Origin of the sequence: Serratia sp. CY38905 (assembly GCF_052168875.1) — a bacterium.
Lineage (GTDB): Bacteria > Pseudomonadota > Gammaproteobacteria > Enterobacterales > Enterobacteriaceae > Serratia > Serratia sarumanii.
The window spans coordinates 47,795-70,524 of the sequence record NZ_JBJNLV010000004.1 but is presented as its reverse complement, the minus strand read 5'-3'; the positions used below and the strand labels follow the sequence as shown (position 1 = coordinate 70,524).

Genomic DNA, 22,730 nt, shown 5'->3' with positions numbered 1-22,730 from the left:
GCGAGCGTTACATCTGCTGCGTTGCCGCGGTCACCGGCGAACCCCCGCCTTTCTTGCGCACCCACAGCCAGTAAGCCACGGTGAGTAAAGCGATCCACACCAGCCCGACGTACAGCGCGATGCGGCTCTCTTCGAAGTAGCCGAGCAGGCCGATGACGAATGCCATAAAGGCGGTCGCCAATGCCGGCGCCACCGGCCACCACGGCACCGGGAAGCTCAACTGACGAGTTTCTTCCGGCGACAGCGTGCGGCGCATGACGATCTGCGACAGCAGGATCATCAGCCACACCCAGACGGTGGCGAAGGTGGCGATCGAGGCGATGATCATGAAGACCTTCTCCGGGATCAGGTAGTTGAGCACCACCGCCAGCAGCAGGGCGACCGACATCACCAGCACCGTCATCCACGGCACGCCGCTGGCGGTCAGTTTGGTGAAGCTGCGCGGCGCCTGGCCGTCCTGCGCCATGCCGTACATCATGCGGCCGGCGCCGAAGATGTCGCTGTTGATGGCCGAGATGGCGGCGGTGATCACCACCACGTTCAGCACGTTGGCGGCGGAGCTGATGCCGAGGTTGCTGAAGATCTCAACGAACGGGCTGCCGTTCTGGCCGATGCTGTTCCACGGGTAGATCGCCATCAGCACCGTCAGCGTCAGCACGTAAAACAGCAGGATGCGCACCGGCACGGCGTTGATCGCTTTCGGCAGCACTTTGGCGGGGTCTTTCGCCTCGCTGGCGGTAATGCCGATGATCTCGATGCCGCCGAAGGCGAACATCACCACCGCCAATGACGCGACCACGCCGCCGATGCCGTTGGGCATAAAGCCGCCGTGCTGCCACAGGTTACTGATACCGGTAGCGTGCTGGGCTTGGCCGAAGCCGAACAGCATCACCGCCGCGCCGCCGACGATCATCGCCACGATGGCGGCGACCTTGACCAGCGACAGCCAGAATTCCAGCTCGCCGAACACCTTGACGCTGCACAAATTGAGCGCGCCGATAAACAGAATGATGCTGAGCACCCAGACCCACTGGGCGACGTCCGGGAACCACAGCCCCATATAAATGCCGAAGGCGGTGACGTCCGCCAGGGCGACGATCACCATTTCGAAGGTGTAGGTCCAACCGGTGAGGAACCCGGCCAGCGGGCCGAGATAGTGGCTGGCGTAGTGGCCGAACGAGCCGGAAACCGGCTGGTGCACCGCCATTTCACCCAGCGCGCGCATCACCATGAACACCGCTGCGCCCCCCACCAGGTAGGCCAGCAGCACGGCCGGGCCGGCCAGCTGGATGGCGCCGGCGGAGCCGTAGAACAGGCCGGTACCGATCGCCGAGCCGAGAGCCATGAAACGGATGTGCCGCGCGTTTAGTCCGCGTCTGAGTTGTGTTGTTTCGTTACGCATGTTGCTTCCCGTTAAGTGTTTGCCGAACAGGCACGCGCTGCCCGCGCCGGGTGGAACGCACCCGGCGGGGCAGAACAAACTGCGTGATTCAGTGTGTGATGATTATGCCTGGCTAGGCAGCAGCGCCGCAGGCAGCAGCGATGTCAGGTGACCGGCCGCCAAGAGTTGGCTGGCGGCTTCAATGTCGGGGGCGAAGAAACGATCCTTGTCGTAGAAACTGACATGCTCGCGCAGCAGACGGCGCGCCTGCTCCAGACCTTCCGAGGTCTTCAGGCCGTTGCGAAAATCCAGGCCCTGGCAGGCGGCCAGCCATTCGACCGCCAGAATGCCGCGCACGTTGTCCGCCATGATCCACAGGCGGCGACCGGCGGCCGGCGCCATGGAAACGTGGTCTTCCTGGTTGGCGGAGGTCGGAATGCTGTCGACGCTCGACGGGTGCGCCAGCGCTTTGTTTTCGCTGGCCAGCGCCGCGGCGGTCACCTGGGCGATCATGAAGCCGGAGTTCACGCCGCCGTTTTCCACCAGGAACGGTGGCAGTTGCGACATGTGTTTGTCCATCATCAGCGAGATGCGGCGCTCGGACAGCGAACCGATTTCGGCGAACGCCAGCGCCAGGTTATCGGCGGCCATCGCCACCGGCTCGGCGTGGAAGTTGCCGCCGGACAGCACGTCGCCCTGTTCGGCGAACACCAGCGGGTTATCCGAGACGGCGTTGGCTTCAATTTCCAGCACCTCGGCGGCCTGGCGGATCTGCGTCAGGCAGGCGCCCATCACCTGCGGCTGGCAGCGCAGGGAGTAAGGATCCTGCACTTTTTCGCAGTTGCGATGCGAGTCGGAGACTTCGCTGCGCGCGCCGAGCAGGTGGCGGTAGGCGAGGGCGGCGTCGATCTGGCCGCGCTGGCCGCGCACCTCGTGGATGCGCGCATCGAACGGGCTGCGAGAGCCCAGCGCCGCTTCCACCGTCAGGCTGCCCGCCACGGTCGCGGCGGCGAACAGGTCTTCGGCATCGAACAGGCCGCGCAGCGCGAAGGCGGCGGAGACCTGGGTGCCGTTCAGCAGCGCCAGGCCCTCTTTCGCCGCCAGCGTCAGCGGTTTCAGGCCGGCCTTAGCCAGCGCTTCGGTCGCCGGCAGCCATTGGCCCTGATGGCGCGCCTGGCCTTCGCCCAGCAGCACCAGGCTCATGTGCGCCAGCGGCGCCAGGTCGCCGGAGGCGCCGACCGAGCCCTTCAGCGGAATATGCGGATAAACTTCGGCGTTGACCAGCGCGATCAGCGCCTGGATGACTTCCAGACGAATGCCGGAGAAGCCGCGCGACAGGCTGTTGATCTTCAGCACCATGATCAGGCGCACCAGGTTGTCGTCGGTCGGCTCGCCCACGCCGGCGGCGTGCGACAGCACGATCGAACGCTGCAGGTTTTCCAGATCGTCGCGGGCGATGCGCGTCGAAGCCAGCAGGCCAAACCCGGTATTGATGCCGTAAGTGGTGCGGTTTTCTTCAACGATGCGTTCCACGCAGGCCACGCTCTGCTGGATTGGCGCGTAGGCGTTGTCGTCCAGCGTCAGCGTCACCGGGTGTTGATAGACGTCGCGTAGCTGGGCCAGCGTCAGTTTGCCCGGGCGAATAGTCAGCGCTTTCATGCTTTTTCTCCTTGGGTCGCGGCAACCATCGGCAGGTTCAGGCCTTGCTCACGGGCGCAGTCGATAGCGATATCGTAACCGGCGTCGGCGTGACGCATGACCCCGGTAGCCGGGTCATTGTGCAGGACGCGAGCGATGCGCTCGGCGGCTTCGTCGGTGCCGTCGCAGACGATCACCATGCCGGAGTGTTGGGAGAAGCCCATGCCGACGCCGCCGCCGTGGTGCAGGGAAACCCAGGTGGCGCCGCTGGCGGTGTTCAGCAGGGCGTTGAGCAACGGCCAGTCGGAAACCGCATCGGAGCCGTCTTTCATCGCTTCGGTTTCACGGTTCGGGCTGGAAACGGAGCCGGAATCCAGGTGGTCGCGGCCGATGACGATCGGGGCGGACAGTTCGCCGCGGCGCACCATCTCGTTGAACGCCAGGCCCAGCTTGGCGCGCTGGCCGAGGCCAACCCAGCAGATGCGCGCCGGCAGGCCCTGGAAGCTGATGCGCTCGCGCGCCATGTCCAGCCAGCGGTGCAGGTGTTCGTCATCCGGGATCAGCTCTTTCACCATGGCATCGGTTTTGTAGATGTCCTGCGGATCGCCGGACAGCGCTGCCCAGCGGAACGGCCCGATGCCGCGGCAGAACAGCGGACGGATGTAGGCCGGCACGAAGCCCGGGAAGTCGAAGGCGTTGTCGACGCCGGTTTCTTTCGCCATCTGGCGAATGTTGTTGCCGTAGTCGAAGGTCGGCACGCCCATCTGCTGGAAGGCCAGCATGGCTTTGACGTGATCGGCCATCGACTGCTTGGCGGCGGCGACCACTTTGGCCGGTTCGGTCTGGGCGCGCTGGCGATATTCTTCCCAGCTCCAGCCTTTCGGCAGGTAGCCGTTCAGCGGATCGTGGGCGCTGGTCTGATCGGTGACCATGTCCGGGCGCACGCCGCGGCGAACCAGCTCAGGCAGGATTTCCGCCGCGTTGCCGCACAGGGCGATGGAGATGGCTTTGCCCTCCGAGGTGTATTTTTTGATGCGTGCCAGCGCGTCGTCCAAATCTTTAGCCTGCTCATCGACGTAGCGGGTTTTCAGGCGGAAATCGATGCGGCTCTGCTGACATTCGATGTTCAGCGAGCAGGCGCCCGCCAGCGTCGCGGCCAGCGGCTGCGCGCCACCCATGCCGCCCAGGCCGGCGGTCAGCACCCAGCGGCCCTGCAGGCTGCCGTCGTAATGCTGGCGGCCCGCTTCGACGAAGGTCTCATAGGTGCCCTGAACGATGCCCTGGCTGCCGATGTAGATCCAGCTGCCGGCGGTCATCTGGCCGTACATGGCCAGGCCTTTGGCGTCCAGTTCGTTGAAGTGTTCCCAGGTCGCCCAGTGCGGCACCAGGTTGGAGTTGGCGATCAGCACGCGCGGCGCGTTGCTGTGGGTTTTGAAGACGCCGACCGGCTTGCCGGACTGCACCAGCAGGGTTTCGTCTTCTTCCAGCGTTTTCAGCGTTTCGACGATCTTGTCGTAGCAATCCCAGTCGCGCGCGGCGCGGCCGATGCCGCCGTACACCACCAGCTCGTGTGGGTTCTCCGCAACTTCAGGATCGAGGTTGTTCATCAGCATGCGTAACGGCGCTTCGGTCAGCCAGCTTTTTGCGTTTAATTGTGTGCCGCGTGGCGCGCGTACATCGACATTGCGAACTTTGTTATTTGTAGTCACAGCAGTTTCCTCAAACAGTATCGGTGCAGATTCCATGCCGCGGTGGGGGATGAGTACCACGGCATAACAATGCGTAGGGTTTATTAACATATACTTGTATGTACAAGCATATGCAACACTGACCAGTTGCCGCTTAAAAGTGGCATAAGAAAAAGTTATTTTCTTTTTATATCAGTTTGATATGCGATTTTTTATCGCCGGCTTCATGTATGGAAAGCCGGAGAAAAGTGAGCTGTTCGGCAAAAATGAATTAAAAATGACTCATTTTTGGGCGGCTAGTCACAATATTTTTACAGACTGATTACAGTTGCGGCCAGGGGATAAACAAACCCTATCGCCGCAGGGAAAAAGCCCGCCGTCGGTGGCGGGCTTGCCAGGGTCAGGCCGCCGGTTGTAGCGTCGGTTTGCGGCTCATTTTGCATACCGTGGCGATGGCGGCGATCAGCGCCGGCACGCACAGGAACATCAGGATGCTCTGCACCTCCCACTGCATCGCCAGCAGTTGGGCGCCCATCATGGTGCCGGCGACGCCGCCGAAGCGGCCGATGCCCTGCATCCAGGCGATGCCGGTGGCGCGGCTGTGGGTGGGGTAGAAGGTGGCCGCCAGCGTTTGCAGCCCGGACTGCGCGCCGTTCATGGTGACGCCCATCAGGAAGATGAAGGCGCCCAGCAGCACGATGTGTTTGTCCTCGGTCGCCATCGCCACGATCAGCAGGGCAGTGGCGACAAAGCCGCTCGAGACCACCTTATGCGCGTTCCAGCGATCCATCAGCCAGCCGGCCACCAGGATGCCAAGCGTGCCGCCGAAGGTGAACAGCGAGGTGAGCATCGCCGATTGCTCCAGCTGGTAACCCAGCCCCTGCATCAGGATCGGCATCCAGCTCAGCAACACGTAGTAAATTACCAGCCCCATAAAGTAGGTCAGCCACAGCATCAGCGTGCCGAGCAGGTAAGGGCGGCTGAACAGCAGGCCGACGCTGGTCTTGGTGTGCGTAAGCTTTTCTTCGTACAGGTAAAAACGCGTCACGCCGTCCAGGCTCTGGCTGACGAAGCGCTGTGCGATGCGCTTGATCTTCGCTGCATCCTGCCCGCGGTTGACCATGTATTTGACTGATTCCGGCAGCAGCAGGATCAGCAAAACCGTCAACGCCAGCGGCGCAATGGCGCCGAGCAGCAGCACGCTGTGCCAGCCGTAGCTCGGGATCAGCCACGATGAAATGGCGCCGCCGCCGGCCGCGCCCAGCGGGAAACCGCAGTACATGGTGTTGATCGCCAGCGAACGGCAGCGCTGCGGCGCGTATTCGGAGATCAGCGTGATGGCGTTGGGCATCGCCGCTCCCAGCCCGAGGCCGGTGAGGAAACGCCACAGCGTCAGGCTATTGAGCGAGCCGGCGTAGGCGGTGGCCAGGCTCGACAGGCCGAAGAACAGACAGGAAAACACCAGCACGCGCTTGCGGCCGATGCGGTCGGAGATTGGCCCGGCGATCAGCGCGCCGAGCGACAGCCCCAGCAGCGCGGCGCTCAGCACCGGCCCCAGATCCTGTTTGACGATGCCCCAGTCTTTAGCGACCGAGGGGGCGATATAGCCCATGGCGGCGGTATCGAAACCGTCGATGGCGAGGATCAGGAATCCGAGAATGATCAGGGTCCAGTGAAACAGCGAAAACTTGCTGTCGTCGATGGCCTGCTGAATGTTCAACTCGCTGGTGGAATGAGTCATGGCACCCTCTAAACGCAGATGTAGTCGTGATGGATGGAACGTGGCCGAAACTGACGCTCGGCTTGTGTTTGCTTGTATATACATCTGCGCGTCGGCGCTTTATGTCAAATATATTTATCTTATGCGTTAAATAAATGTTGTTTTTGCGAAGCGGGTTACACCGTGAATGAAAGGCCAAAGCCCGACTCACAAATTAAATGAACGCCGTGGGTGGTGAGATATGCTGGCGGCGGCGCGGAGAATAAAATTTAATACAATGTTGGCCGTTTGGTCGCCGGGCCGGAATCTGCGATAATCGCTTTTTACTTTTCCAGATTGAGAAACCGATGCAGTACCCGATCAATGAGATGTTCCAAACCTTGCAGGGCGAAGGCTTCTTCACCGGCGTGCCGGCCATTTTTATCCGCTTGCAGGGCTGCCCGGTAGGGTGCAGTTGGTGCGACACCAAACATACCTGGGAAAAGGAAGCCAATCGGGAAGTCGACCTGCAACGGATCCTGGTCAAAACAGAGGAAAGCGACGCCTGGGGCAACGCCAGCGCCGAGCAGCTGTTGGCGGTGATGCGCCAACAAGGCTACACCGCGCGCCATGTGGTGATCACCGGCGGCGAACCCTGCATCTACGATCTGGCGCCGCTGACCGAGCTGTTCGAACAGCATGGCTACGGCTGCCAGATTGAGACCAGCGGCACCCACGAGGTGCGCTGTTCCGCCAAAACCTGGGTGACGGTTTCGCCGAAGGTGAATATGCGCGGCGGCATGAAGGTGCTGGATCAGGCGCTGCGGCGCGCCGACGAGGTGAAGCATCCGGTGGCGCGCGAGCGCGACATCGAGGCGCTGGACGCGCTGCTGGCGACGCTGCAGGACGACAAGGCGCGCATTATCGCGCTGCAGCCGATCAGCCAGAAAGAAGAGGCGACCCGCCTGTGCATCGAAACCTGCATCGCGCGCAACTGGCGGCTGTCGATGCAGACCCACAAGTATCTGAACATCGCCTAAAATCAGGGCGCCCTTGGGCGCCCTTTCTTTTAACCTTTATATACGCATCCCGCAGTACAGGTCTCTTTCACCATCACCGCAGTCAGTTCCGGCAACTGGGGTTTGAGCTGCTGCCAAATCCAGGCGGCGAGCACTTCGCTGGTGGGATTTTCCAATCCTGGAATATCGTTCAGATAATGGTGATCCAGCCGCTCCCAGATCGGGGAAAACACAGCCTTGAGCTCGGCGAAATCCATCACCCAACCGGTGTGGGGATCCACTTCACCGGTCACTTCCAGACGCACCATAAACGAATGCCCATGCAGACGGCCGCACTTATGGCCCTCCGGCACGTGGGGCAAACGGTGTGCGGCTTCAAACTGAAAATCTTTAAACAGCGTGGTTGCCATTATTACGGCCTCATTGACTCAAAAACCGCCGCATAGTACCGGAAAGCGCGTCTGCTTGCCATTTATACCGTTATGGTCTACCGCCACGGCAAACGCATCCGGTTAACACTTTTTTTGTTTGGTGTTTGCGGCACCTATCGGCTGGGGTAATGAGCCGAAATGTTGAACGGTGAAAAAACGATGAAAAAAAGCGCTTTAATTTCATCTGGATAAAAAACTTTGTTTAACGGTTTAAGCGTTATCCCTTACCGGAAAAACAGCTTAGTCATTTTGGTTATGATTTATTGCTATCCCTTATTTAATCGTTGCTATTCTGCTCGGTAACCTTACAAACTCTCCTGATCTTTTCCGCACACCCGACGCAGCGAAGAGACAGCGACTGACACTGGCGCGCGCCTGGCAGGAAAGGCGCTAAGTATAGGAAATAAGTACAGCAATGACGACTCAGGCTCCTCCAACATCTTTGCTCCCGCTGACGCCCGAACAGCTGGCGCGCTTGCAGGCGACGATCGGCGACTATTCGCCGACGCAGCTGGCGTGGCTGTCCGGCTATTTTTGGGGCATGGTCAATCAACAGCCCGGAGCCGTGGCCATTGCGCCTGTCGCCCCTGCGGCTGCCGCCGGCATCACCATCATTTCCGCTTCGCAGACCGGCAATGCGCGCCGCCTGGCGGAGCAGCTGCGCGACGATCTGCTGGCCGCCAATCTGAGCGCCACGCTGATCAGCGCCGGCGACTACAAGTTCAAGCAGATAGCTCAAGAGCGCCTGCTGGTGATCGTCGCCTCTACGCAGGGGGAAGGCGAGCCGGCGGAAGAAGCGGTGGCGCTGCATAAATTCCTGTTTTCGAAGAAGGCGCCGAAGCTGAATGACACCGCTTTTGCGGTGTTCGGGCTGGGCGACACCTCTTATGAGAATTTCTGCCAGTCTGGTAAGGATTTCGACGGCAAGCTGGCCGAGCTGGGGGCCGAGCGCCTGGTGGAGCGCGTGGACGCCGACGTGGAGTACCAGGAACTGGCCGCCGCCTGGCGCAAACAGGTGGTGTCGGTGCTGAAGGCGCGCGCGCCGGCGGAAAGCGCCGCACCGGGCGTGTTGGCCAGCGGCGCGGTCGATCTGATCGACAGCAGCCCGTACAGCAAGGAACAACCGCTTACCGCCCAGCTTGCGGTCAATCAGAAAATTACCGGCCGCGCGTCGGATAAAGACGTGCGCCATATCGAAATCGATCTGGGCGACTCCGGCCTGCGCTATCAGCCGGGCGATGCGCTCGGCGTATGGTTCGACAACGATCCGGCGCTGGTGGACGAACTGGTGCAGCTGTTGTGGCTGAAAGGCGACGAGCCGGTCGAGGTGGAAGGGCAAACCCTGCCGCTGGCGCAGGCGCTGCGCAGCCATTTCGAGCTGACGCAGAACACCACGCCGATCGTCGATAAATACGCCGCGCTGTCGCGCGATGAAACGCTGATCGGCCTGTTGGCGGATAAAGCTGCGCTGCAGCAGTACGCGCACAACACGCCGATCGTCGACATGGTGCGTCAGGCGCCGGCGGATCTGAGCGCCGAACAGCTGGTCGGCCTGCTGCGCCCGCTGACGCCGCGTCTGTACTCCATCGCCTCTTCGCAGGCGGAGAACGAAAGCGAAGTCCACATCACCGTGGGCGTGGTGCGTTACGACATCGACGGGCGCGCCCGCAGCGGCGGCGCCTCCGGCTTCCTGGCGGATCGCCTGGAGGAAGACGGCGACGTGCGGGTGTTTATCGAACACAACGACAACTTCCGCCTGCCGGCCAACCCGGAAACGCCGGTGATCATGATTGGCCCGGGCACCGGCATCGCGCCGTTCCGCGCCTTTATGCAGCAGCGCGACGCCGACGGCGCCAGCGGCAAAAACTGGCTGTTCTTCGGCAACCCGCACTTCACCGAAGATTTCCTGTATCAGGTCGAATGGCAGCGCTACGTGAAAGACGGCCTGCTGACCCGCATCGATCTGGCCTGGTCCCGCGACCAGCAACATAAAATATACGTACAAGACAAACTGCGCGAACAGGGCGCGGAAGTGTGGCGCTGGATTCAGGAAGGCGCGCACATTTACGTCTGCGGCGATGCCAATCGCATGGCGAAAGACGTGGAAAACACATTACTGGAACTGGTGGCCGAGCACGGTGGCATGGATACCGAGCAGGCGGATGAATTTTTAAGTGAGCTGCGCCTTGAGCGCCGTTATCAGCGAGATGTTTACTGATGAGTGATAAACACCCCGGGCCTTTGGTAGTCGAAGGCAAACTGGCCGATGCGGAGCGCATGAAGAAGGAGAGCAACTTCCTGCGCGGCACCATCGCCGAAGATTTGAACGACGGCCTGACCGGCGGCTTCAACGGCGACAACTTCCTGCTGATCCGTTTTCACGGCATGTACCAGCAGGATGACCGCGATATTCGCGCCGAACGCGCCGAGCAGAAGCTGGAGCCGCGCCACGCCATGATGCTGCGCTGCCGCCTGCCGGGCGGCATCATCAGCCCGCAGCAGTGGCTGGGCATCGACAAGTTCGCGCAGGAGAGCACGCTGTACGGCAGCATTCGCATCACCAACCGCCAGACGTTCCAGTTTCACGGCATTCTGAAAGGCAACGTCAAACCGGTGCACCAGCTGCTGAACCGTCTGGGGCTGGACGCGTTGGCGACCGCCAACGACGTTAACCGCAACGTGCTGTGCACCTCCAACCCGGTGGAATCCGAGCTGCATCAGGAAGCCTACGAGTGGGCGAAGAAGATCTCCGAACACCTGCTGCCGCGCACCCGTGCCTACGCTGAGGTGTGGCTGGATCAGGAGAAGGTGGCCACCACCGACGAAGAGCCGATTCTGGGGCCGACCTACCTGCCGCGCAAATTCAAAACCACGGTGGTGATCCCGCCGCAGAACGACGTCGATCTGCACGCCAACGACATGAACTTCGTGGCGATCGCCGAAAACGGCAAGCTGGTAGGCTTCAACCTGCTGGTGGGCGGCGGGCTGTCCATCGAACACGGCAACAAGAAGACCTACGCGCGGCAGGCCAGCGAATTCGGCTACATTCCGCTCGAGCATACGCTGGCGGTGGCGGAAGCGGTGGTGACCACGCAGCGCGACTGGGGCAACCGCACCGATCGCAAGAACGCCAAAACCAAATACACGCTGGAGCGCGTCGGGGTGGACGTTTTCCGCGCCGAAGTGGAAAAGCGCGCCGGTATCACCTTCGCGCCGATCCGGCCGTATGAATTCACCGGCCGCGGCGATCGCATCGGTTGGGTGAAGGGCATCGACGATCAATGGCACCTGACGCTGTTTATCGAGAACGGCCGCCTGCTGGACTATCCGGGGCGCCCGCTGAAGACCGGCATGGCGGAGATCGCCAAGATCCATAAAGGCGACTTCCGTCTGACGGCGAACCAAAACGTGATCATCGCCGGCGTGCCGGAAAGCGAGAAGGCGAAGATCGAAGCCCTGGCGCGCGATCATGGCCTGATCGACGACGAGATCAGCGAGCAACGCAAGAACTCGATGGCCTGCGTATCGTTCCCGACCTGCCCGCTGGCGATGGCGGAGGCCGAGCGCTTCCTGCCGCAGTTCGTCACCAAGGTGGAAGGGATCATGCATCGGCACGGGGTGGGCGACGAGCATATCGTGCTGCGCATCACCGGCTGCCCGAACGGCTGCGGCCGCGCGCTGCTGGCGGAGCTGGGGCTGGTGGGCAAGGCGGTCGGCCGCTATAACCTGCATTTGGGCGGCAACCGCGAAGGCACGCGCATTCCGCGCATGTACCGCGAGAACATCAACGAAGACGAGATCCTGAGCGAGATCGACCTGCTGGTGGGGCGCTGGGCGAAGGAGCGCAACGCCGGCGAAGGCTTCGGCGACTTCACCGTTCGCGCGGGCATCGTCAAACCGGTGCTGGATCCGGCGCGAGATTTCTGGGAGTGAGGCCGGGCGGCCCCTGGGCAGAGGGGCCGCACAGGTAATTTCAAGTAGCAGGAGAGACAACATGGCTGAATTCGATCTGGCGGCGCTGAACGCGTTGCCCAAATCCGGGCAGGCGCTGGCATTGGCGGTGGTCAACGGCCAACTGGAGACCCTCAGCGCCGAACAGCGCGTTGCATGGGCGCTGGAGCATCTGCCCGGCGAGTTCGTACTCTCGTCCAGTTTCGGCATTCAGGCGGCGGTATGCCTGCACCTGGTGACGCGCATCCGGCCGGATATCCCGGTGATCCTGACCGACACCGGTTACCTGTTCCCGGAAACCTACCGCTTTATCGATCAACTGACCGACCAGCTGAAGCTGAATCTGCAGGTGTTCCGCGCCGAACAGTCTCCCGCCTGGCAAGAGGCGCGCTACGGCAAACTGTGGGAGCAGGGCGTGGAAGGGATTGAGAAGTACAACCAGATCAACAAGGTCGAGCCGATGAACCGCGCGCTGGAGACGCTGGGGGCGCAGAGCTGGTTCGCCGGCCTGCGGCGCGAGCAGTCCGGCAGCCGCGCCAATCTGCCGGTGCTGGCGGTGCAGCGCGGGGTGTTCAAGATCCTGCCGATCATCGACTGGGACAACCGCAAGATTTACCAGTACCTGACCGAACATGGGCTGAGCTATCACCCGCTGTGGGAGCAGGGCTACCTGTCGGTAGGCGATACCCACACCACCCAGAAGTGGGAGCCGGGCATGAGCGAGGAAGAGACGCGTTTCTTCGGCCTGAAGCGCGAGTGCGGCCTGCACGAAGGCTAAACGGCGCGATCAACATGACGGGGCTCAGCAGTGCTGGGCCCTGTTTTTTTGCGAACTACTTTTTCTTCTGTGCTTTCGGCGGGTGCGCCTGCGCCAGCTCTTTGATCAGCGGCAGCAGGATCTGCACGCTTTCGCGGCTGCGTTTGTCGATCCGCCCCGGCAGGTAGCGATCCAGGTACTGCAGGTTGTCATACTGCGGGCGGTGCCAGGTGATGCCCTGCGGGAAGTGCGGGCTGACGGCGCGCTGCTGGTAGCCGTCCTTGTCGCCCAGCGACCAGTTGGTGGCCTCCACTGACAGCACCGGGATGCCTGCGGCGTCGAACACCTCTTGATCGGAGCAGCAGCCGGTGCCCTTCGGATGCTGGGCGCTACCCGGATTGCTGGCGGCGGCGATGCCGTAGCGATGGGCGATATCCAGCGCGCGATCGCGGGAGCGTTTCGCCATCTGCGGCGGCGTGTTGCGCCCGGCGTTGAAGTACAGACGATCGCCGGTGATCAGGCTGTCGAGGTTGATCACCAGCACGGTGTTGCTTTTCTCTTCCGCGCTCATGCGTTGCAGGTAGTTCTGTGCGCCCAGCGAGCCGATCTCTTCGGCGCTGGTGGCGACAAAGCGCAGGCCGTAGGCGGTGGGGATGCTTTTCAGGCGCTCCGCCAGTTCCAGCATCACGCCGATGCCGGAGGCGTTGTCGTCGACGCCCTGCAGCGTCAGGCCGCCGAGGTTGTTATCCAGGTCTTCGTCGCTCTGCGGCGTGTAGGTGTCGAAGTGGGCGACAATCACTATTTGTTTCGGGCTGTCGCCGTTGCGGGCGGCGATCACCGAGCTGGCGGTGACGTTGTTCCAATTCTTCTTGCCGTCTTTGCTGGTGTAGAGATAGCGCGTGTTGACGCTGCGAATATCGCTTTGATAACCCATCTTGCTGAACTGCTGCTTCAGGTAGTCGGCGGTGAGCAATTCGGCCGGGCTGCCCGCCATGCGGCCGGGGAAGTAAGTGGCGATGTGGCGGGTCTGTTCGGCGGCGAAACGGCCCATTGGCGCGTCTTTTGCGGGCTGTGCGGCACAAACGCTGAAGACGCCGCCGAGTGCGAGGGCCAGCAGGCTGGTCTTCAGGTAAAAACGGGAAAACATACCGAAAAATCCTTCTTTGCTATCGGCGCTGCCGATCATTTTTCTTCGGCACCCAGTATGAGACGCCGGGCGGCATTACACAATTTCCCCGTCTCTTAATTTTCGCGCGAATGCGCAAACCGTCGCCGCAGTTATCACCGTTTGCCTCTGGCGTTGCGGCCTATATTCCATAAAGGAACTAATCATTCCTTTTCGTCATTTCAGAGGCTAAATCTCAGCCCGTATAGTCACACTATCTTTCTGTTATATGAAAAGGCTGTTGTGGACTATCTACCAATATTTGCCGACCTGAAACAACGTCCGGTGCTGGTCGTTGGCGGCGGTGACGTGGCTGCGCGCAAAGTCGATCTGCTTCAGCGCGCCGGGGCTGAAATACGGATAGTTGCGCAGTCGCTCTCACCGGAACTGGAACAACAACGTCAGCAAGGGCAACTGCTCTGGCTGGGGAAAACCTTTGACCCGCAACAGCTGGACGACGTGTTTCTGGCGATCGCCGCCACGGACGACAACGCGCTGAATGCCGCGGTGTTCGCCGAGGCGGATAAACGCCGGGTGTTGGCCAACGTGGTGGACGATCAGCCGCGCTGTTCGTTCATCTTCCCGTCGATCATCGATCGCTCGCCGCTGGTGGTGGCGGTGTCGTCCAGCGGCCAGGCGCCGGTGCTGGCGCGGTTGCTGCGCGAAAAGCTGGAGGCGTTGCTGCCCGCCAGTTTGGGGCAGATGGCGCAGGTGGCGGGCCGCTGGCGCGGCCAGGCCAAACAGCGGCTGGCCTCGATCGGCGAACGTCGTCGTTTCTGGGAGAAAACCTTCGGCGGCCGTTTCGCCACGCTGGTGGCCAACGGCCAGACGGCGCAGGCGGAGCGGCAGCTGGAGCAGGATTTGCAAAGCTTCGCCGCAGGCGATGAAGGCGTGCAGGGCGAGATAGCCCTGGTGGGCGCCGGGCCAGGCGACGTGGGGCTGTTGACCCTGCGCGGGCTGCAGGTGATGCAGCAGGCGGACGTGGTGCTGTATGACCACCTGGTCAGCGGCGAGATCCTCGATCTGGTGCGCCGCGACGCCGAGCGCATCTGCGTGGGCAAGCGCGCCGGCGCGCACTCGGTGATCCAGGAAGAGACCAACCGGCTGCTGGTGGAGCTGGCGCAGCAGGGCAAACGCGTGGTGCGCCTGAAGGGCGGGGATCCGTTCATCTTTGGCCGCGGCGGCGAAGAGCTGCAGGTGGCCGCCGCCGCCGGCATTCCGTTTCAGGTGGTGCCGGGCGTCACGGCCGCCGCGGGGGCGACCGCCTACGCCGGCATTCCGCTGACGCACCGCGACCACGCGCAGAGCGTGACCTTTATCACCGGCCACTGCCGCCCCGACGGCGATGGCCTGGACTGGGCCGATCTGGCCCGGGCGCGGCAGACGCTGGCTATCTACATGGGCACCATGAAGGCGGCGGACATCAGCCAACGCCTGATCGCCCACGGCCGCGCTGCCGATACGCCGGTGGCGGTGATCAGCCGCGGCACGCGCGCCGATCAGCAGGTGCAGATCGGCACGCTGGATCAACTGGAACATCTGGCCCAACGGGCGCCGCTGCCGGCGCTGTTGGTGATTGGCGAAGTGGTGGAACTGCACCATCAAATCGCCTGGTTCGGGCATCAATCGCAGACGGAAGGGGCCGCGCGCCCGGCCGTCGTGAATTTGGCATAGGCAAGGCTTTTAAGGATCTGTTATGGACGAAAAACGACTCACTCATTTGCGGCAATTGGAGGCGGAGAGTATCCATATCATCCGTGAAGTCGCCGCTGAATTCGCCAACCCGGTGATGCTGTATTCCATCGGTAAAGACTCTTCCGTGATGCTGCATCTGGCGCGCAAGGCGTTCTTCCCCGGCACGCTGCCGTTCCCGCTGCTGCACGTCGATACCGGCTGGAAGTTCCGCGAAATGTACGAATTCCGCGATCGCACCGCGAAGGAGTACGGCTTCGAGCTGCTGGTGCATAAAAACCCGGAAGGGGTGGCGATGGGCATCAACCCGTTCGTGCACGGCAGCGCCAAGCATACCGACATCATGAAGACCGAGGGCCTGAAGCAGGCCTTGAACAAGTATGGTTTCGACGCCGCCTTCGGCGGTGCGCGGCGCGACGAGGAGAAATCGCGCGCCAAAGAGCGCATCTATTCGTTCCGCGATCGCTTCCACCGCTGGGATCCGAAAAACCAGCGGCCGGAGCTGTGGCACAACTACAACGGCCAGATCAACAAAGGGGAGAGCATCCGCGTCTTCCCGCTGTCGAACTGGACCGAGCTGGATATCTGGCAGTACATCTTCCTGGAAAAGATCGACATCGTGCCGCTGTACCTGGCGAAACCTCGCCCGGTGGTGGAGCGCGACGGCATGCTGATGATGGTGGACGACGATCGCATCGATCTGCAGCCGGGTGAAGTGATCAGCCAGCGCATGGTGCGTTTCCGCACTCTGGGGTGCTGGCCGCTGACCGGCGCGGTGGACTCGCAGGCGCAAACCCTGCCGGAGATCATCGAAGAGATGCTGGTCTCCACCACCAGTGAACGCCAGGGGCGGATGATCGATCGCGATCAGTCCGGCTCGATGGAGCTGAAAAAGCGTCAAGGGTATTTCTAAGGAGCCGCCGGATGAACAACGCAATCGCACAACAAATAGTCGACCAGGGCGGCGTCGAATCCTATCTGCACGCGCAGCAGCACAAGAGCCTGCTGCGCTTTCTGACCTGCGGCAGCGTCGATGACGGCAAAAGCACCCTGATTGGCCGCCTGCTGCACGATACCCGCCAGATCTACGAGGATCAGCTGTCGACGCTGCACAGCGACAGCAAACGCATCGGCACCCAGGGCGAGAAGCTCGATCTGGCGCTGCTGGTGGACGGCCTGCAAGCCGAGCGCGAGCAGGGCATCACCATCGACGTGGCCTATCGCTATTTCTCGACCGAAAAACGCAAATTTATCATCGCCGATACCCCGGGGCATGAGCAGTACACCCGCAACATGGCCACCGGTGCCTCCACCTGCGATCTGGCGATCCTGTTGATCGACGCGCGCAAAGGGGTATTGGACCAGACTCGCCGCCACAGCTTTATCGCGACCCTGCTGGGCATTCGCCACCTAGTGGTGGCGGTGAACAAGATGGATCTGGTGGACTACCAGGAAGCGGTGTTCGAGCAGTTCAAACAGGATTACCTGACCTTCGCCCAGCAGCTGCCAGGCGATCTGGACATCAAATTCGTACCGCTGTCGGCGCTGGACGGCGACAACGTGGCGAGCGAAAGCGCCCATATGCCGTGGTACAGCGGCCCGACGCTGCTGGAAGTGCTGGAGAGCGTGGACGTGGTCAGCGAGCGAGAAAACCAGCCGCTGCGCTTCCCGGTGCAGTACGTCAACCGCCCGAACCTCGATTTTCGCGGCTATGCCGGCACGCTGTCCGCCGGCGTGGTGCGGGTGGGGCAACGGGTCAAGGTGCTGCCTTCCGGCGTGGAGTCCAGCGTGGCGCGCATCGTGACCTTCGACGGCGATCTGCAAGAGGCGGTGCCGGGCGAGGCGATTACGCTGGTGCTGAAGGATGAGGTGGACATCAGCCGCGGCGATCTGCTGGTCGACGCCGGTGAAAGCCTGCAGGCGGCGCAGAGCGCGCTGGTGGACGTGGTATGGATGGCTGAGCAGCCGCTGGTGCCGGGCCAGAGCTACGACATCAAGATCGCCGGTAAAAAGACCCGCGCCCGCGTGGAGAGCATCCGCCATCAGGTGGAGATCAATACGCTGGCGCAACACTCGGCCGACACGTTGCCGCTCAACGGTATCGGGTTGGTGGAGCTGACCTTCGACGAGCCGTTGATGCTGGACAGCTATCAGAGCAATCACGACACCGGCGGGCTGATCTTTATCGATCGCATGAGCAACGTCACGGTGGGCGCCGGTCTGGTACGCGAAACGCTGCAGGCCGCATCGGCGGCACGCGGCGAGTTCAGCGCTTTCGAGCTGGAGTTGAATGCGCTGGTGCGCAAGCACTTCCCGCACTGGGGCGCACGCGATCTGCTCGGTGGCCGATAAGGTGGCCGCTGAACTGAGGGCGACCGGGCCGGACGATGAGAACGTGGTTTGGCATCCGCACGCGGTGACGCGCGCGGATCGCGAAGCGCGCAACGGCCACCGCGGCGCGGTGCTGTGGTTTACCGGGCTGTCCGGCTCGGGCAAATCCACCGTCGCCGGCGCGCTGGAGCAGGCGCTGCACGGGCTCGGCGTCAGCACCTATCTGCTGGACGGCGATAACGTGCGCCACGGCTTGTGCCGCGATCTCGGCTTCTCGGACGAAGATCGGCGCGAGAACATCCGCCGGGTGGGGGAAGTGGCCAAACTGATGGTGGATGCCGGGCTGGTGGTGCTGACCGCGTTCATTTCGCCGCACCGCGCCGAGCGGCAGATGGTGCGCGAAATGCTCGGCGACGATCGCTTTATCGAAGTGTTCGTCGACACGCCGTTGGCGATCTGCGAGGCGCGCGATCCGAAGGGATTGTATAAAAAAGCGCGCGTCGGCGAGCTGCGCAATTTCACCGGCATCGACGCGGTTTACGAGGCGCCGCAGCAGCCGGAAATCCACCTCGATGGCCAACAATTGGTAACAAATTTGATTGCGCAATTGTTAGACGTGTTGCGTGGTCAGGCTATTATCAAACCCTGAATTCAAAAAAAGCGTGTGGCGTTTTTCGCCATGCGCTTTTTACTCTAAGCCGCCGCAGAGCGAGCCGAATAACCAGGGATCACTATGCAAAATGTCACGCCTATCTTGATCGACTCCAAGCAGTCAAAACAGGAGAGAGAGGAGCCTTCTTATTCTTTCCTGGGCGGCGTCAGCGGCTTTGTTTTCTACTGGCTGGCGTTCGCGTTGCCGTTTCTGGTTTACGGTTCCAACACGCTGTTTTTCCTGCTTTATACCTGGCCGTTCTTCCTGGCGCTGATGCCGCTGTCGGTGCTGATCGGCATCACCCTCAGCATGCTGTTGCGCGGCCGTCTGATCCTGACGCTGTTGCTGACCGGCGCCATCGTGCTGTGCCTGTTCTGGCTGGTGTTCAGCTTCCTGACCGGGTGGTGAGAGAGCGGGCGCCGATGCCGGCGCCCGAAGGATTGCAAAGCGGTGCCGAAGGTTACAAAACTTTGCTCAGAAACGCCTGTGTGCGCGGATTGGCCGGATGGCTGAAGATCTGCTGCGGCGCACCTTCCTCCTGAATGATCCCCTGATCGATAAACAGCACCCGATCGGCCACCTCGCGGGCAAAGCCCATCTCATGCGTGACCACCACCATGGTCATGCCCTCGTGGGCCAGCGATTTCATCACCGCCAACACTTCGCCCACCAGCTCCGGATCGAGCGCGGAGGTGGGTTCGTCGAACAGCATGATCTTCGGCTCCATCGCCAGCGCGCGGGCGATGGCCACCCGCTGCTGCTGGCCGCCGGAGAGGCTGTTGGGGTAGGCGTCGATCTTGTCGAGCAGGCCGACCTTGCGCAGCAGCTGTTCGGCTTGCGCGATGGCTTCGGCGCGCGGCCGTTTCTTCACGCTCACCGGCGCCATGATGATGTTTTCCAACACCGTCATGTGCGGGAACAGGTTGAAGCGCTGGAACACCATGCCCACGCTTTCACGCATCTTGTTCAGGTCGGTTTTCTGATCGTGGATGGCGAAGCCGTTGACCTCGATCTCGCCGCCGGAGAGCGTTTCCAGCGCGTTGATGCAGCGCAGGAAGGTGCTCTTCCCGGAGCCGGAAGGGCCGATGACGCACACCACTTCGTTGGTGGCGATCCGGCAGGAAATGCCGCGCAGCACGTGGCTCTCGCCGAACTGTTTTTGCAGGTTATGTACGCGAATCACTTTTACCGAACCTCTTTTCCATGTGTTGCACCAGCAGCGAGAGCAGGAAGGTGATGACCCAATAGACCAGCGAAATGGTCAGGTAGGGCTCCCAGTAGGTGGCGTAGGCGCCGGAGACGGTGCGGGCGGCATAGGCCAGATCCGCCAGGCCGATGGCGGAGGCCAGCGACGAATCCTTGACGATGGCGATGGCGTTGTTGCCCAGCGGCGGCAGCATGCGGCGGAAGGCCTGCGGCAGGATCACCTGGCGCATGGTCTTGCCGTAGCTCATGCCCAGCGAACGCGAAGCTTCCATTTGGCCGCGGTCGATAGACTGGATCCCGGCGCGGAAGATTTCCGACACATAGGCGCCGGCGTTGAGCGTGATCGCCACCACGCAGGAGAGAAAGGCGCCGTAGTCGGCACGCAGCGCGCGGGCGAAATCGACGCTCATCAGGCCGCTGGTGACCAGCAGGCCGTCGCGCGGGTTGATGAACAGCGGCACCAGCGCGAAGTGCACGACCATGATTTGTACGAACAGCGGCGTGCCGCGAAAGGCGCTGATGTAGATGCGCACAGGCCACTGAACGCCGTAATGCAGTATGGGTTTCCAGATGCCGTGCGGCGCCTGCGCCAAACGACCCAGCCCGAGGATCAATCCCCAGGTGGTGCCCAGCAGCACGCAGATAATGGTGCATTTGATGGTCATCCAGGCGCCTTCCATAAACAGCGGCGCGTATTCCTGGATAATCTCCCAGCGGAAGTTCAAGATCAGATCCTTATTTAAGCGTGTTAAGGCTACTGCGCGTTGTCATCTTGGGATTGGGCAGTGCTCGCCATCCTCATGGACTGCGTGTCCACTCCGGTGGCTGTGCGCTGGCCGCACCCAATATGACTTAGCTCGCTACGCCTGTTTATTTACTGGCCGACTGCGCTGAGGCGCGCCAGTTGATTATTCCGCCGGCAGCGTCGGTACGTTGCTGTCGAACCAGGTTTGGTAGATCTTGGCGTAGGTGCCGTCGGCGACGATCTTCTTCAGGCCGGCGTTAATCTTGTTACGCAGTTCGTCGTTGCCTTTGGCGACGGCGATGCCGAAATACTGGCGCTCGAACTTGGCGTCGGGCACCAGCTTGAAGGCTTTCTCAGGGTGGGTTTTGATATAGAACTTGGCCACGCCGACGTCGCCGACCGCCGCGCCGATGCCGTCTTCATACAGCTCCTGCAGCATCAGCGGCGTATTGTCGAAGCGCTTGATGGCGGTGCTGTTTTTGCCCAGCACATCGGATACCACGATGTCGCCGGTGCTGGAGTTCACCACGCCGACCTTCAGCGCTTTCAGCGCGGCGATAGAATCGACCGTCGAGTCCTGCGGCACGACGATGGCCTGTTCGGCCGGGAAGTAAGGCGCCGAGAAATCAACCATTTGCTTGCGTTTGTCGGTGATGGTGATGCCGGAAATGATGATGTCGCGATCGCCGGAATTCAACGTGGCGAAGATCCCTTCCCACGGCGTATTGATCAGTTTGATTTGGAAGCCTTCGGCCTTGGCCACCGCTTTGATGATGTCGATGTCGAACCCTTCCAGCTGTTTTTGGCTGTTTTCAAATTCGAACGGCCGATAGGTGCCGCCGGAGCCGACGACGTAGGTAGGTTCAGCCGCCAACGCGGCGGTGGAGAAGGTGGCGGCCAGGCAGGCGCCGATCAGAACTAAACGTTTTAACATCGCGATCCCCGATAATGAAAGGTTATACATTGGAATTATTTATGCACTAGTAGTGCATAAAAATAAGCTTCAATGAATGAAAGTGCAACCGCTGCATGAGGATTATTCTTTCTATGGTGGTAAATATTCATTTTTTGCATTGCTGTGGCGTAAGCGATGGGCCGGTAAGCGACGGTACAGTGATTCTTGCTGCATAATGGAGGAAGGGCAGTGTGTCTCTCATCGGAAAACACGCCGCGCGCGTCGGGTAAAAGGGGCTTTTTTTGCCGCTTTCGCCGCGGATTTGGGTTATAAACTCGGGAACCCTTCATCCGTATTCTGAATTTGGCGTTGAAATGCCGCTCTCAGTGTGGAGTCCAACGAGAAGTTGTGGGATGATTGGTCGGTTTTTCAGGGGGCGGAGATGGGAAAACTTACGCTGCTATTGCTGGCATTGCTCGGTTGGTTACAGTATTCACTGTGGCTGGGCAAAAATGGTATTCACGATTACGTGCGGGTCAATGAAGACGTTGCGGTCCAGCAGGGCAACAACGCCAAGTTGAAAGCGCGTAACGATCAGCTGTTTGCCGAAATCGACGATTTGAACGGCGGACAGGAAGCGATCGAAGAGCGTGCGCGTAATGAGCTGGGCATGATCAAGCCCGGTGAGACTTTCTATCGTCTGGTTCCTGACCAATCCAGACGCAACGCGGCGTCTTCCTCGCAAAACAACGCACAAAAATAACGCATGAATCACTCCGCAGGCACCTTTCCCTCGGTGATTGCCGTCCTGCCCGCTGCCGGTATCGGCAGCCGCATGCAGGCGGAATGCCCGAAGCAATATTTAACCATCGGCCGGCATAGTATCGTCGAACACGCCATCCATGCCCTGTTGCGCCACCCGCGCATCGAGCGGGTGATTGTGGCGATCGGCCCCGAAGATCGCCAGTTCGAACAGTTGCCGATCGCCCAGGATCCGCGGGTGATCGTCACCGAGGGCGGCAAGCAGCGCGCGGATTCGGTGATGGCCGGGCTGAATCTGGCGGGCGATGCGGACTGGGTGTTGGTGCACGACGCCGCGCGCCCCTGCCTGCACGCCGACGATCTCGAGCGCCTGCTGGCGATTACCGCACACAGCAAGGTCGGCGGCATTCTCGCCGCGCCGGTGCGCGACACCATGAAACGCGCCGAACCCGGCCGCGAAACCATCGCCCATACCGTCGATCGGCAGGATCTGTGGCACGCGCTGACGCCGCAGCTGTTTCCGCTGCCGTTGCTCAAGCAGTGCCTGCAGCGCGCGCTGGATGAAGGCGCGAACGTCACCGACGAAGCCTCGGCGCTGGAGCATTGCGGTTATCATCCGCTGCTGATCGCCGGCCGGGCGGACAACATTAAAGTAACGCGGCCGGAGGATTTGGCGCTGGCGGCGTTCTATTTGACTCAGTTAGACAATTAAGGAGCG

At 61.5% G+C, this 22,730-nt stretch carries 20 protein-coding genes; 11 read left to right on the top strand and 9 right to left on the bottom strand.

The annotated features are described in order from the left end of the window. Positions 1-7: 7 nt before the first annotated feature. The 4 genes from ACJ8MK_RS11680 to ACJ8MK_RS11665 all read right to left on the bottom strand — a co-directional run bounded on the left by ACJ8MK_RS11680 (position 8) and on the right by ACJ8MK_RS11665 (position 6,448). Complete coding sequence (locus ACJ8MK_RS11680) at positions 8-1,402, bottom strand: amino acid permease (protein WP_033652933.1); 1,395 nt, start codon at positions 1,400-1,402, stop codon at positions 8-10. Between the two features lie 102 nt (positions 1,403-1,504). After that, complete coding sequence (gene hutH, locus ACJ8MK_RS11675; RefSeq protein ID WP_033637148.1) at positions 1,505-3,040, bottom strand: histidine ammonia-lyase; 1,536 nt, start codon at positions 3,038-3,040, stop codon at positions 1,505-1,507. Continuing rightward, positions 3,037-4,728, bottom strand: coding sequence for a urocanate hydratase (hutU, locus tag ACJ8MK_RS11670; RefSeq protein WP_025159649.1), 1,692 nt, complete (start codon positions 4,726-4,728; stop codon positions 3,037-3,039). Before hutU ends, hutH begins: the two co-directional genes overlap by 4 nt. Before the next feature lie 379 nt (positions 4,729-5,107). Further along, complete coding sequence (locus ACJ8MK_RS11665; protein WP_033637149.1) at positions 5,108-6,448, bottom strand: MFS transporter; 1,341 nt, start codon at positions 6,446-6,448, stop codon at positions 5,108-5,110. Positions 6,449-6,774: 326 nt separating this feature from the next. Here ACJ8MK_RS11665 and queE point away from each other — a divergent pair, with 326 nt between their 5' ends. Beyond that, a complete protein-coding gene (gene queE / locus ACJ8MK_RS11660; RefSeq protein WP_164039461.1) occupies positions 6,775-7,446 on the top strand; it encodes a 7-carboxy-7-deazaguanine synthase QueE in 672 nt (223 codons plus the stop codon). Positions 7,447-7,475: 29 nt separating this feature from the next. On the opposite strand, the gene queD is transcribed toward queE, so the two are convergent. After that, positions 7,476-7,835, bottom strand: coding sequence for a 6-carboxytetrahydropterin synthase QueD (gene queD / locus ACJ8MK_RS11655; protein WP_004932638.1), 360 nt, complete (start codon positions 7,833-7,835; stop codon positions 7,476-7,478). 436 nt (positions 7,836-8,271) lie between these two features. Here queD and cysJ point away from each other — a divergent pair, with 436 nt between their 5' ends. The 3 genes from cysJ (at position 8,272) to ACJ8MK_RS11640 (ending at position 12,585) form a co-directional block, all read left to right on the top strand. Then, positions 8,272-10,074: an NADPH-dependent assimilatory sulfite reductase flavoprotein subunit gene (gene cysJ, locus ACJ8MK_RS11650; RefSeq protein ID WP_033652936.1), complete on the top strand. Its 1,803-nt coding sequence runs from the start codon at positions 8,272-8,274 to the stop codon at positions 10,072-10,074. Next, entirely contained in the window at positions 10,074-11,789 is a 1,716-nt protein-coding gene (gene cysI, locus ACJ8MK_RS11645; RefSeq protein WP_016929053.1) for an assimilatory sulfite reductase (NADPH) hemoprotein subunit, read from the top strand. Before cysJ ends, cysI begins: the two co-directional genes overlap by 1 nt. A gap of 61 nt (positions 11,790-11,850) precedes the next feature. After that, entirely contained in the window at positions 11,851-12,585 is a 735-nt protein-coding gene (locus ACJ8MK_RS11640; protein WP_016929052.1) for a phosphoadenylyl-sulfate reductase, read from the top strand. A gap of 55 nt (positions 12,586-12,640) precedes the next feature. Here ACJ8MK_RS11640 and ACJ8MK_RS11635 read toward each other — a convergent pair whose 3' ends face one another. Continuing rightward, positions 12,641-13,711, bottom strand: coding sequence for an aminopeptidase (locus tag ACJ8MK_RS11635; RefSeq protein WP_033649282.1), 1,071 nt, complete (start codon positions 13,709-13,711; stop codon positions 12,641-12,643). Positions 13,712-13,972: 261 nt separating this feature from the next. Here ACJ8MK_RS11635 and cysG point away from each other — a divergent pair, with 261 nt between their 5' ends. The 5 genes from cysG (at position 13,973) to ACJ8MK_RS11610 (ending at position 18,812) form a co-directional block, all read left to right on the top strand. Then, complete coding sequence (cysG, locus tag ACJ8MK_RS11630; protein ID WP_060422416.1) at positions 13,973-15,403, top strand: siroheme synthase CysG; 1,431 nt, start codon at positions 13,973-13,975, stop codon at positions 15,401-15,403. A gap of 22 nt (positions 15,404-15,425) precedes the next feature. Further along, positions 15,426-16,334, top strand: coding sequence for a sulfate adenylyltransferase subunit CysD (cysD, locus tag ACJ8MK_RS11625; protein WP_004932620.1), 909 nt, complete (start codon positions 15,426-15,428; stop codon positions 16,332-16,334). Positions 16,335-16,345: 11 nt separating this feature from the next. Next, on the top strand, positions 16,346-17,773 hold the full coding sequence (gene cysN / locus ACJ8MK_RS11620) for a sulfate adenylyltransferase subunit CysN (RefSeq protein WP_442517762.1): 1,428 nt from the start codon (positions 16,346-16,348) through the stop codon (positions 17,771-17,773). Beyond that, positions 17,712-18,401, top strand: a complete 690-nt coding sequence (gene cysC / locus ACJ8MK_RS11615) for an adenylyl-sulfate kinase (protein ID WP_103798960.1) — start codon at positions 17,712-17,714, stop codon at positions 18,399-18,401. The genes cysN and cysC overlap by 62 nt, the downstream gene beginning before the upstream one ends. Positions 18,402-18,485: 84 nt before the next feature. Continuing rightward, entirely contained in the window at positions 18,486-18,812 is a 327-nt protein-coding gene (locus ACJ8MK_RS11610; protein ID WP_004932611.1) for a DUF3561 family protein, read from the top strand. Between the two features lie 52 nt (positions 18,813-18,864). Here ACJ8MK_RS11610 and ACJ8MK_RS11605 read toward each other — a convergent pair whose 3' ends face one another. The 3 genes from ACJ8MK_RS11605 to ACJ8MK_RS11595 form a co-directional block, all read right to left on the bottom strand. Next, the gene (locus ACJ8MK_RS11605) at positions 18,865-19,587 is read right to left on the bottom strand and encodes an amino acid ABC transporter ATP-binding protein (protein ID WP_049234102.1); all 723 of its coding nucleotides are present in this window, start codon (positions 19,585-19,587) and stop codon (positions 18,865-18,867) included. Next, positions 19,571-20,338, bottom strand: coding sequence for an amino acid ABC transporter permease (locus ACJ8MK_RS11600; RefSeq protein WP_086556831.1), 768 nt, complete (start codon positions 20,336-20,338; stop codon positions 19,571-19,573). Before ACJ8MK_RS11600 ends, ACJ8MK_RS11605 begins: the two co-directional genes overlap by 17 nt. Before the next feature lie 180 nt (positions 20,339-20,518). Continuing rightward, the gene (locus ACJ8MK_RS11595) at positions 20,519-21,289 is read right to left on the bottom strand and encodes a basic amino acid ABC transporter substrate-binding protein (RefSeq protein WP_039568898.1); all 771 of its coding nucleotides are present in this window, start codon (positions 21,287-21,289) and stop codon (positions 20,519-20,521) included. A 403-nt stretch (positions 21,290-21,692) separates the two neighbouring features. On the opposite strand from ACJ8MK_RS11595, the gene ftsB reads away from it, so the two are divergent. Further along, positions 21,693-22,013: a cell division protein FtsB gene (gene ftsB, locus ACJ8MK_RS11590; RefSeq protein WP_016929043.1), complete on the top strand. Its 321-nt coding sequence runs from the start codon at positions 21,693-21,695 to the stop codon at positions 22,011-22,013. A 3-nt stretch (positions 22,014-22,016) separates the two neighbouring features. Beyond that, positions 22,017-22,724, top strand: coding sequence for a 2-C-methyl-D-erythritol 4-phosphate cytidylyltransferase (gene ispD / locus ACJ8MK_RS11585; RefSeq protein ID WP_033649254.1), 708 nt, complete (start codon positions 22,017-22,019; stop codon positions 22,722-22,724). Positions 22,725-22,730 lie beyond the last annotated feature (6 nt).

What these genes read in the sequence shown, in the direction of transcription:
- ACJ8MK_RS11680 (WP_033652933.1), bottom strand. Translation starts at nt 1,402, where the DNA reads ATGCGTAACGAAACAACACAACTCAGACGCGGACTAAACGCGCGGCAC.
- hutH (WP_033637148.1), bottom strand. Translation starts at nt 3,040, where the DNA reads ATGAAAGCGCTGACTATTCGCCCGGGCAAACTGACGCTGGCCCAGCTA.
- ACJ8MK_RS11665 (WP_033637149.1), bottom strand. Translation starts at nt 6,448, where the DNA reads ATGACTCATTCCACCAGCGAGTTGAACATTCAGCAGGCCATCGACGAC.
- queE (WP_164039461.1), top strand. Translation starts at nt 6,775, where the DNA reads ATGCAGTACCCGATCAATGAGATGTTCCAAACCTTGCAGGGCGAAGGC.
- queD (WP_004932638.1), bottom strand. Translation starts at nt 7,835, where the DNA reads ATGGCAACCACGCTGTTTAAAGATTTTCAGTTTGAAGCCGCACACCGT.
- cysJ (WP_033652936.1), top strand. Translation starts at nt 8,272, where the DNA reads ATGACGACTCAGGCTCCTCCAACATCTTTGCTCCCGCTGACGCCCGAA.
- cysI (WP_016929053.1), top strand. Translation starts at nt 10,074, where the DNA reads ATGAGTGATAAACACCCCGGGCCTTTGGTAGTCGAAGGCAAACTGGCC.
- ACJ8MK_RS11640 (WP_016929052.1), top strand. Translation starts at nt 11,851, where the DNA reads ATGGCTGAATTCGATCTGGCGGCGCTGAACGCGTTGCCCAAATCCGGG.
- ACJ8MK_RS11635 (WP_033649282.1), bottom strand. Translation starts at nt 13,711, where the DNA reads ATGTTTTCCCGTTTTTACCTGAAGACCAGCCTGCTGGCCCTCGCACTC.
- cysD (WP_004932620.1), top strand. Translation starts at nt 15,426, where the DNA reads ATGGACGAAAAACGACTCACTCATTTGCGGCAATTGGAGGCGGAGAGT.
- cysN (WP_442517762.1), top strand. Translation starts at nt 16,346, where the DNA reads ATGAACAACGCAATCGCACAACAAATAGTCGACCAGGGCGGCGTCGAA.
- cysC (WP_103798960.1), top strand. Translation starts at nt 17,712, where the DNA reads ATGCGCTGGTGCGCAAGCACTTCCCGCACTGGGGCGCACGCGATCTGC.
- ACJ8MK_RS11610 (WP_004932611.1), top strand. Translation starts at nt 18,486, where the DNA reads ATGCAAAATGTCACGCCTATCTTGATCGACTCCAAGCAGTCAAAACAG.
- ACJ8MK_RS11595 (WP_039568898.1), bottom strand. Translation starts at nt 21,289, where the DNA reads ATGTTAAAACGTTTAGTTCTGATCGGCGCCTGCCTGGCCGCCACCTTC.
- ftsB (WP_016929043.1), top strand. Translation starts at nt 21,693, where the DNA reads ATGGGAAAACTTACGCTGCTATTGCTGGCATTGCTCGGTTGGTTACAG.
- ispD (WP_033649254.1), top strand. Translation starts at nt 22,017, where the DNA reads ATGAATCACTCCGCAGGCACCTTTCCCTCGGTGATTGCCGTCCTGCCC.